The sequence below is a fragment of the Nonomuraea aridisoli genome, from assembly GCF_003236395.1.
GTDB classification, from domain to species: Bacteria; Actinomycetota; Actinomycetes; order Streptosporangiales; family Streptosporangiaceae; genus Nonomuraea; species Nonomuraea aridisoli.
In genome coordinates this window covers 1-8,742 of record NZ_POUD01000345.1, presented here as the reverse complement: position 1 = coordinate 8,742, position 8,742 = coordinate 1, and the positions used below count along the sequence as shown (strand labels likewise).

The 8,742-nt window shown below is 70.6% G+C and carries 6 protein-coding genes and 1 pseudogene; 3 read left to right on the top strand and 4 right to left on the bottom strand.

What is annotated here, in order from left to right; genetic code table 11:
- Positions 1 to 2,097, top strand: a 2,097-nt coding sequence (locus C1J01_RS50605; protein ID WP_111184832.1) for a DUF6351 family protein, incomplete at its 5' end; no start/stop codon positions are given.
- On the opposite strand, the gene C1J01_RS43205 is transcribed toward C1J01_RS50605, so the two are convergent.
- Positions 2,091 to 3,320, bottom strand: a complete 1,230-nt coding sequence (locus tag C1J01_RS43205; RefSeq protein WP_235855051.1) for an MFS transporter — start codon at positions 3,318 to 3,320, stop codon at positions 2,091 to 2,093. The genes C1J01_RS50605 and C1J01_RS43205 overlap by 7 nt on opposite strands.
- A gap of 56 nt (positions 3,321 to 3,376) precedes the next feature.
- Between C1J01_RS43205 and C1J01_RS43200 the strand changes: the two genes are divergently transcribed.
- Positions 3,377 to 3,886, top strand: coding sequence for an ArsR/SmtB family transcription factor (locus tag C1J01_RS43200; protein WP_111184830.1), 510 nt, complete (start codon positions 3,377 to 3,379; stop codon positions 3,884 to 3,886).
- 3 nt (positions 3,887 to 3,889) lie between these two features.
- Here C1J01_RS43200 and valS read toward each other — a convergent pair whose 3' ends face one another.
- A complete protein-coding gene (valS, locus tag C1J01_RS43195; RefSeq protein ID WP_111184829.1) occupies positions 3,890 to 6,367 on the bottom strand; it encodes a valine--tRNA ligase in 2,478 nt (825 codons plus the stop codon).
- Between the two features lie 107 nt (positions 6,368 to 6,474).
- On the opposite strand from valS, the gene C1J01_RS43190 reads away from it, so the two are divergent.
- Positions 6,475 to 6,759 (top strand): DUF4235 domain-containing protein, encoded by a 285-nt coding sequence (locus C1J01_RS43190; protein WP_111184828.1) that lies wholly within the window; start codon positions 6,475 to 6,477, stop codon positions 6,757 to 6,759.
- Here C1J01_RS43190 and C1J01_RS43185 read toward each other — a convergent pair.
- Both C1J01_RS43185 and C1J01_RS43180 read right to left on the bottom strand, forming a co-directional pair.
- The gene (locus C1J01_RS43185; protein WP_111184827.1) at positions 6,692 to 8,125 is read right to left on the bottom strand and encodes an alpha,alpha-trehalose-phosphate synthase (UDP-forming); all 1,434 of its coding nucleotides are present in this window, start codon (positions 8,123 to 8,125) and stop codon (positions 6,692 to 6,694) included. The genes C1J01_RS43190 and C1J01_RS43185 overlap by 68 nt on opposite strands.
- A 17-nt stretch (positions 8,126 to 8,142) precedes the next feature.
- Positions 8,143 to 8,742, bottom strand: a pseudogene (locus C1J01_RS43180) (FAD-dependent monooxygenase); the annotation flags it as partial.

The following is an 8,742-nucleotide window of genomic DNA, read 5'->3' as shown; positions in this document are numbered from 1 at the left end:
CCCGCGTACGCCGACCCCCGCGCCGGCCTGGCGGTGGAGGTGCTCTCCAGCCGCCCCGACCAGGTCAGCGGCGGCGACGCGCTGATCGAGGTCCGGCAGGCCCGGGGCCACCGGGTCAGGGTGTCGCGCAACGGCGAGGACGTGACCGCGGCGTTCCGCAGGACGAAGGACGGGGTGCGGGGCGTGGTGACCGGCCTCGACGTCGGCGACAACACGATCACAGCCACGGCGGGGCCGTACCGGAAGAGTCTTGAGGTGCGCAACCACCCGATCGAGGGCCCGATCTTCTCGGGCGCGCACCAGCAGCCGTTCGTGTGCAAGACGGAGCGCGGCGGGCTCGGCGCGCCCGTCGCGGACAACCAGGACGGCCAGGGCATGCGCGTGGAGGGCGGCTGGAGCAGGAACTGCTTCGCCCCCACGGTGACCGACCGCCTCTACCGCTCGACGGACGGCACGTTCAAGCCCATGCCCGCGGGACGCCCGGCCGACATGGCCACGACCACGCTGCTCGACGGCCGTACGGTCGACTTCGTGGTACGGCGCGAGCGCGGCGTCATCAACCGCTTCCTCTACTCGATCGCCATGATCGAGAACGGCTGGAACGGCAGGGCGATCTACCGGTTCGACGGCGGCGTGGCGATCGGCCACGACCAGGGCACGCTCGGCGGCAGCGCCCTCGACCCGTACGGGCTGGGCAAGGGCTACGCGATCCTGCACTCCTCGGGCACCCGCACCTCCACCCACTACAACCTGATCCTCGGCGGCGAGACGGCGCTCATGGTCAAGGAGCGCTTCATCGAGCGGTACGGCGTGCCGCTCTACACGGTCGGCGTGGGCGGCTCGGGCGGCGGCATCCAGCAGTACGTCTACGGCCAGAACCACGGCGACAGGGTGATCGACGCCGCCATCCCGCAGTACTCGTATCCTGACATGGTCACCCAGACCATCCACGTGGGCGACTGCGAGCTGCTCGAACGCTACATGGACCACAACCCGCGCTGGGCCCGCTGGGAGGACCGCACGGCGCTGATCGGCATGAACGCGAGCGACACCGTGCCGAACCCGTACACCGGCGAGCAGGGCTCCGACGAGTGCGTGAACGGCTGGCGCGGCCTGACCCCGCTGACCATGAACCCGCTGTGGACCTCGAACGACGACCCGGAGTGGGAACGCATGGACCCGCCGGGTGTGAAGGACACCGTCGAGTGGACGCACTGGGACGACCTGCGCAAGGTCTACGGCGAGGACGAGAACGGATACGCCCGCTCGACCTGGGGGAACGTAGGCGTCCAGTACGGCCTGCGGGCGTTGCGCGACGAAGTGATCACGCCGGCGGAGTTCCTCGACGTCAACGCCAAGGTGGGCTCCTGGAAGGCCCCGGCCGACATGGTGCAGGAGGGCTGCCCGTTCGTCCGCACGGCCTGCCCGGCGGACTTCGACCCGTGGAGCGCCCGCAACGCCGACCTGGGCGACCCGGCCCCGAGGCGCGCGCCCGACCCCGTGGCGATCAGGAACGTGCAGCGCAGCGGCCTGGTGTTCCGCGGCGACATCGACATCCCGGTCATCGACTGGCGCCACTACCTGGAGGACCAGCTCGACATGCACAACGCGCACCAGTCGTTCGCGACGCGCAAGCGCATGCTCGACCACGACGGGCAGGCGGGCAACCAGGTCATCTGGTTCACCGACGCGCGTCCCGCCGGGGAGGAGTTCGACCAGACGCCCGAGGCGCTGCGGGTGATCGACGCCTGGATGGCCAACATCCGGAGACATCCGCAACGCGGCGTCGTGGGCAACAAACCCGAGCAGGCCGTCGACCGCTGCTTCGCCACCGACGGCACCGAGATCGCCGCCGGCCCCCACGTCTGGAACGGCGTCCTCGACGACCGCGCCCCCGGCGCCTGCACCCGCCACTTCCCGCTCTACTCGACCTCCCGCATCGTGGCGGGCGGCCCGATCGAGGGCGGCGTGTACGCCTGCCGCCTCCAGCCGGTCGAGCGCGCCATCGCCAAGGGCCTGTACGGCTCCTGGCGGCCGACGCGCGAGGAGCGGGCCAGGCTGAAGCAGATCTTCCCCACGGGCGTCTGCGACTACTGAGAGACCTCGGCGACCGGCAGCTCCCGCATCGTCCGCAGGGGCGAGAGGAACACCCACAGGAACGCCACGCAGCCGCCCACCGCGGCGACCAGCAGCGTGTTCCTGACCCCGATCGCCTCGCCCAGCGCGCCGCCGATCACCCCGCCGAGCGGCATCGTGCCCCAGACGACGAAGCGCATGGTGGCGTTCATCCGGCCGAGCAGCGGCTCGGGCGTGATCGCCTGGCGGAAGCTGAGCTGGGTGACGTTGTAGACGACCACCCCCGCGCCCAGGCCGAACTCCGCCAGCACGAACAACGCCAGCCGCCAGTCGGCCTCCAGCCACGGCAGCGCGAGCATCAGCGGCGCGGGCACCAGCATGGCCAGCCACATCGTCGGCCCCTGCCCGAGCCACCGCGCGATCCTGGCGTTGACCAGCGCGCCGGCGAGCCCGCCGATGCCGCCCGCGGCCATGAGCAGCCCGATGGCGCCCGCGGCCAGCCCGAGATCCCTGGCCAGCAGGAGCAGGATCATCGGCTGCGCCATCGCCCCGAACAGGTTGCCGGTGGCGGTGCAGCCCGCGATGCGGCGCAGCAGCCGGTGCCCGAAGACGAACCTGAGTCCTTCGGCGATCTCCCTGCCGAGATGGCGGTCCTGCGCCTCCTGGCGCGGCTCCCGTTTGCGGATCGTGCCGAGGCACAGCGCCGACCAGGCGAAGCCGGCCACGGTGGCGGCCAGCGCGAACGGCGCGGTGAGGAGCTGGATCAGGTAACCGCCCGCGCCGGGCCCGCCGAGCTGCGCCACCGTGCGCACGATCTCCAGCGCCGAGTTGCCCTCGACGAGCCGCTCCCGCCCGACCAGATGCGGCAGGTAGCTCTGGTACGCCACGTCGAAGAAGACGGTGAACACGCCGAGCACGAGCGCCACGGCGTACAGCTGGTAGACCGTCAGCACGTCCAGCCACCACGCCAGCGGCACGGAGACGAGGGCCGCGGCCCGCGCCCAGTCGGCGACGACCATGACGACGCGTTTGCGCATCCGGTCCACGACCGCGCCGGCGGGCAGCCCGATCAGCACGAACGCCAGTGTCTGGCACGCGGCGAGCAGCCCGACCTCGAACTCCGAGGCTTTCAGCGCCATCACCGCGACCAGGGGCAGGGCCAGCATGAGGACCTGGGTGCCGACCTGGCTGGCGGTGTCGGCGAGGAACAGGCGGCGGAAGTCATGGTCGCGTAAGAGACTCACGCCCATACCCTCCACCACCGATTGAGATTAATCAACCAGTTATAGGGTGGCCGTCCATGGAACGCCGCCGCCCCGCGACCGAAGCCGAGGCCCGCGCCCTGGCCTCCTCCGTACGCCTGCGCATCCTGCGGCTCTGCCTCGACCAGGCGCTCACCAACAAGGAGATCGCCGGCCGGCTCGGCGCCAACCCGGCCACCACGCTGCACCACGTGCGCAAACTGGTCACGACCGGCTTCCTGGCCGCCGAGCCGAGCCGTCCGGGGCCGCGCGGCTCCACCGAGATCCCCTACCGCGCCACCGGCAAGTCGTGGGAGGTCAACGTTCGCGACAGCGGCGTGACGGGCGGCGGCGCGGCCATGGTCGACGCCTTCCTGCAGGAGGTGCGGCTGGCCGACATCGAGCGGGGGGAGTACATGCGGCTGGGGCTCAGGCTCTCCGCCGAGGACCACGCCGAGCTGCTGCGGCGGCTGCAGGAGCTGCTCGACGACTTCCGCCACAAGCAGGGCGACGGAGAGGCCTTTTCCCTCTTCGTCGCCCTGCACCATGACGTGACCAGAGACCGCTGAAGGTCAGCCGAGCTCGACCTCGACCTTCAGCTCCTCACCGCGTTCGAGCACGAACTCCTCGACGTTGCCGGCCGCGCACAGGTCGTCCTGCGCCCTGCGGACGAGCTCGACGTCGGGCGTCCAGACGGTGAGCCGGGAGACCTCGGCCCGCATCGACAGCTTGGCCTCGGACTTCGCCTTGCGCACCTGCCGCAGCACCTCGGAGGCGACGGCCAGCACCGCCGGGTCGCCCGTGCCACGCTCGGCCTCGGGCCAGGCGGCGCGGTGCACGGACCCCTCGCGCCACCACGACCACACCTCCTCGGTCACGAACGGCAGGAACGGCGCGAACAGCCGCAGCAGCACGTCGAGGGCCTGCCGCAACGCCGCGTGCGCCGACGCCGAGGCCCCCTCCGACTCGTACGCGCGGGCCTTGACCAGCTCCAGGTAGTCGTCGCAGAACGCCCAGAAGAAGCGCTCGACGGCCTCCAGGGCCCTGGTGTGCTCGTAGGCCGCCAACGCCTCGCCGGCCTCGCGCACCGCGTCCGACAGCCCGGCCAGCATGGACAGGTCGAGCGGCTCGGTCACCTCTCCGTCGCTCTCGGCCATGCTCAGCACGAACTTGGACGCGTTGAGGATCTTGATGGCCAGCCGCCGCCCCACCTTGAGCTGCCCCGCGTCGAAGGCGGTGTCGACGCCGTAGCGCCCGCCCGCCGCCCAGTAGCGCACCGCGTCGGAGCCGTGCTGCTCCAGCAGGTCGATCGGGGTGACGACGTTGCCCTTCGACTTCGACATCTTCTTGCGGTCGGGGTCGAGGATCCAGCCCGAGATCGCCACGTCGCTCCACGGCAGCGTGCCGAACTCGTAGTGGGAGCGCACCACGGTCGAGAACAGCCAGGTGCGGATGATCTCGTGGCTCTGCGGCCGCAGGTCGGCGGGGTAGACGCGCCCGAACAGGTCGTCGTCGGTGCCCCAGCGGCCGGCGATCTGCGGGGTCAGCGACGAGGTGGCCCAGGTGTCCATGACGTCGGGGTCGGCCATGAACCCGCCGGGCACGCCCCGCTGCTCCTCGGTGTAGCCGGGCGGCACGTCGGAGGACGGGTCGATCGGCAGCATGTCCTCGGTCGGCAGGATCGGCGCGTCGTGCACGGGCTGCCCGGACTCGTCGATCGGATACCACACCGGGAACGGCACGCCGAAGAAGCGCTGGCGCGAGATCAGCCAGTCGCCGGCCAGGCCCTCGACCCAGTTGTCGTAGCGCACCCGCATGTGCGGCGGGTGCCAGGCCAGCTCGGCGCCCCGGTCGAGCAGCCGGCGCCGCAGCTCCTCGTCGCGCCCGCCGTTGCGGATGTACCACTGCCGGGTGGTGACGATCTCGAGGGGCTTGTCGCCCTTCTCGTAGAACTTCACCGGGCGCGAGACCGGCCGCGGCTCGCCGTCGAGGTCGCCGGACTCGCGCAGCAGCTCCACGATGCGCTCGCGGGCGCTGTGCACGGTCTTGCCGGCCAGCTCTTTGTACGGCTCCTCCTCCACGCCCTCCGGCGGCTCGGGCAGCAGCCGGCCGTCCCAGCCGATGACCGGCCGGGTCGGCAGGTCGAGCTCCCGCCACCAGGTGACGTCGGTGACGTCGCCGAACGTGCAGATCATCGCGATGCCGGTGCCCTTGTCGGGCTCGGCCAGCCGATGGGCGAGCACCGGCACCTCGGCGCCGAACAGCGGCGTCAGCACCGTCGTGCCGAACAGGTCCCGGTAGCGCTCGTCGTCGGGGTGGGCGACCAGCGCCACGCAGGCCGGGATCAGCTCGGGCCGGGTCGTCTCGATCCAGACCGGCCCCTTCTCGCCGTAGAAGGAGATCTTGTGGAACGCGCCGGGCCACTCGCGGTCCTCCAGCTCGGCCTGGGCCACGGCGGTGCGGAAGGTGACGTCCCACAACGTCGGCGCCTCGGCGAGGTAGGCCTCGCCGCGCAGCAGGTTGCGCAGGAACGCCCGCTGCGACACGGCCCGCGACTCGTCGCTGATCGTGGTGTAGAGCAGCGACCAGTCCACCGACAGCCCGATCCGCCGCCACATGTCCTCGAACGCCTGCTCGTCGATGGCGGTCAGCTTGTGGCACAGCTCCACGAAGTTGCGCCGGGAGATCGGGATCTCACGTTTGCCCGGCTTCTCCGGTGGAACGAAATCGGGGTCGTAGGGCAACGACGGATCGCAGCGGACGCCGTAGACGTTCTGCACCCGGCGCTCCGTGGGCAGGCCGTTGTCGTCCCAGCCGAGGGGGTAGAAGACCGACTTGCCGGTCATCCGCTGGTAGCGGGCCATGATGTCGGTGTGGGTGTAGGAGAAGACGTGACCGACGTGCAGCGAGCCGGACACCGTGGGCGGGGGCGTGTCGATGGCGTAGACCTGCTCGCGCGGCGCGGAGCGGTCGAAGCGGTAGACGCCTTCGTCTTCCCAGCGACGTACCCATACCTGCTCCAAGCCATCGAGAGAGGGCTTTTGGGGCATGGATGGGCGGCGTAGTCGCTGTTGAGTCATGCCTCCTTATGGTACGGCTTCGCCGCCCGCCCGGCGGTGCAGACTAGTGTTCGTTACGAAGGGGAAGGGAGATCGTCATGGCGGAGGACAAGCCCGATGTCGCCTGGCGGGTCATCGGCGGGCTCGTCGGCCTGGTGACCGCCTGGGCGGCGAGGAAGGTCCTGGGGTTCGCCTGGGTGAAGGCGACCGGCAAGGAGCCGCCCGTCGACACCGACTCGCCCGAGGTGAGCATGGGCGAGGCGATCGGCTACGCCGTGCTCATGGGCGTCGGCATGTCCGTGGCGCAGATCGTGGTCAACCGGACCGCCAAGAAGCGCTACGACGCGTGGAAGGCTGTGAAGCAGGTGACTCCAGGGCGTTGAGAAACTCGTTCGCCCAGCGGTCCACGTCGTAGGTGGCGACCCGGCGGCGCATCGTGCGCATCCGCCGGGCCAGCTCGTGCGGCGTGGCCCGCATCGCCGCCAGCATCTGCCGCTTGACGTCCTCCACGTCGTACGGATTGACGAGATAGGCCTGCCGCAGCTCGTCGGCCGCCCCGGCGAACTCACTGAGCACCAGCGCGCCCTGCAGGTCGTGGTGACAGGAGATGTACTCCTTGGCCACCAGGTTCATCCCGTCACGCAGCGGGGTCACGACCATCACGTCGGCGGCGAGGTAGAGCGCCGCGAGCTCCTCCTGGCCGTACGACTGGTGGAAGTACTGCACCGGCTGGTAGCCGAGCTGGGCGTGCTCGCCGTTGATCCGCCCCACCTGCAGCTCGATGTCGTCGCGCAGCCTGCGGTACTCGTCCACCCGCTCCCGGCTCGGGGTGGCGATCTGCACGAACACCGCCTCGTTGGGGCGCAGCTTCCCGTCCTTCAGCAGCTCGCCGAACGCCTCCAGCCGTTGCCCGATGCCCTTGGTGTAGTCGAGCCGGTCCACGCCGAGCAGCACGTGCTCGGGGTCGCCCAGCTCCATCCTGATCTCCTTGGCCCGGCTCACGATGTGCGGCTCGCGGACGAGCGAGTCGAGGTGGGCGAAGTCGACGGAGATGGGGAACGCCTGCGTGGTGACGACCCGGTCGTCCAGGAAGATCTCGTTCCCCTTGTACGGCAGGCCGAGCAGCCGCCGGCACAACCGGCGGAAGTTGGAGGCGCCGCCGGGCAGCTGGAAGCCCACCAGGTCGGCGCCGAGCAGCCCCTCGACGAGCTCCTTGCGCCACGGCAGCCGCCAGAACAGCTCGGTGGGCGGGAACGGGATGTGCAGGAAGAAACCGATGCGCAGGTCGGGCCGGATCCTGCGCAGCATGGCGGGCACGAGCTGCAGCTGGTAGTCCTGGACCCACACCACCGCGCCCTGCTCGGCCGCGTCCGCGGCGGCCTCGGCGAAGCGCTGGTTGACGCTCCGGTACGTCTCCCACATCTCCCTGTCGAACACCGGCGTCGCCACCACGTCGTGGTAGAGCGGCCACAGGGTGGCGTTCGAGAAACCCTCGTAATAAAGCTCGACCTCGCGGGCCGACAACGGGATCGGGATGAGGTTCATCCCGTCCTGCTCGAACGGCTGCAACTTCTCGTCGGGCGCTCCGTGCCAGCCGGCCCAGGCTCCGTGGCGGCGCTGCATCACGGGGGCGATCGCCGTGACCAGCCCGCCAGGACTCCTGCGCCACGAGGCCGTTCCGTCGGGTTCGATCGTCCTGTCCACCGGCAACCGGTTGGCGACGATCAGAAACGAGCTACGGCCAGTCACGCAGTCCTCCTATGGGGTCATGTGTCAGGAGAGCCGCCGAGAGCACGGCTCACAGCGGCCGCCACCGACTCAGGCCCCGCATGGGGGAGGATCGCGGCGACGTGGGAGTCGGGCCTGATGAGCCATGCCTCATCCGGACCGGCGCCGAGCCTCTCAGCGAGCGAGCCAGTCCCATCTATCTCCGCGAGCCCGCGAACGGCGAGCGGCGCCGTAATGACCTTGCCCAAGACCTGCATAAACAAACTCGAATCGCACATATCGCCCAACAGAACGAGGAATCCGTCCCGGCACAACTCGCGCAATCTGCCCCCGGGAAGCGCCATGTCGGGGAGGATCACGCCCGGCGCGGGCTCGCACGACGCCCCCTTGGGCGGCCGGCCGCGGAACGGGCGCGACGGCTCCGGCGTGGTCAGCGGCGAGTCGACGTACCAGAACGGCTCGGCGAAGCGGCCGGAGTCGACCTCGGCGACCCGCCCGCCCTCCAGCACGGCCCGCCGGTGCATGCGCTCCTCGACGGTGCGCGGCACCAGGAAGCGCATGGTGGCCGCGGTGACCTCGATGTTCTCGCGCGCCGCCGCGTGCCGCTCGGCGTGGTACGACTCCAGCAGCCCCTCCCC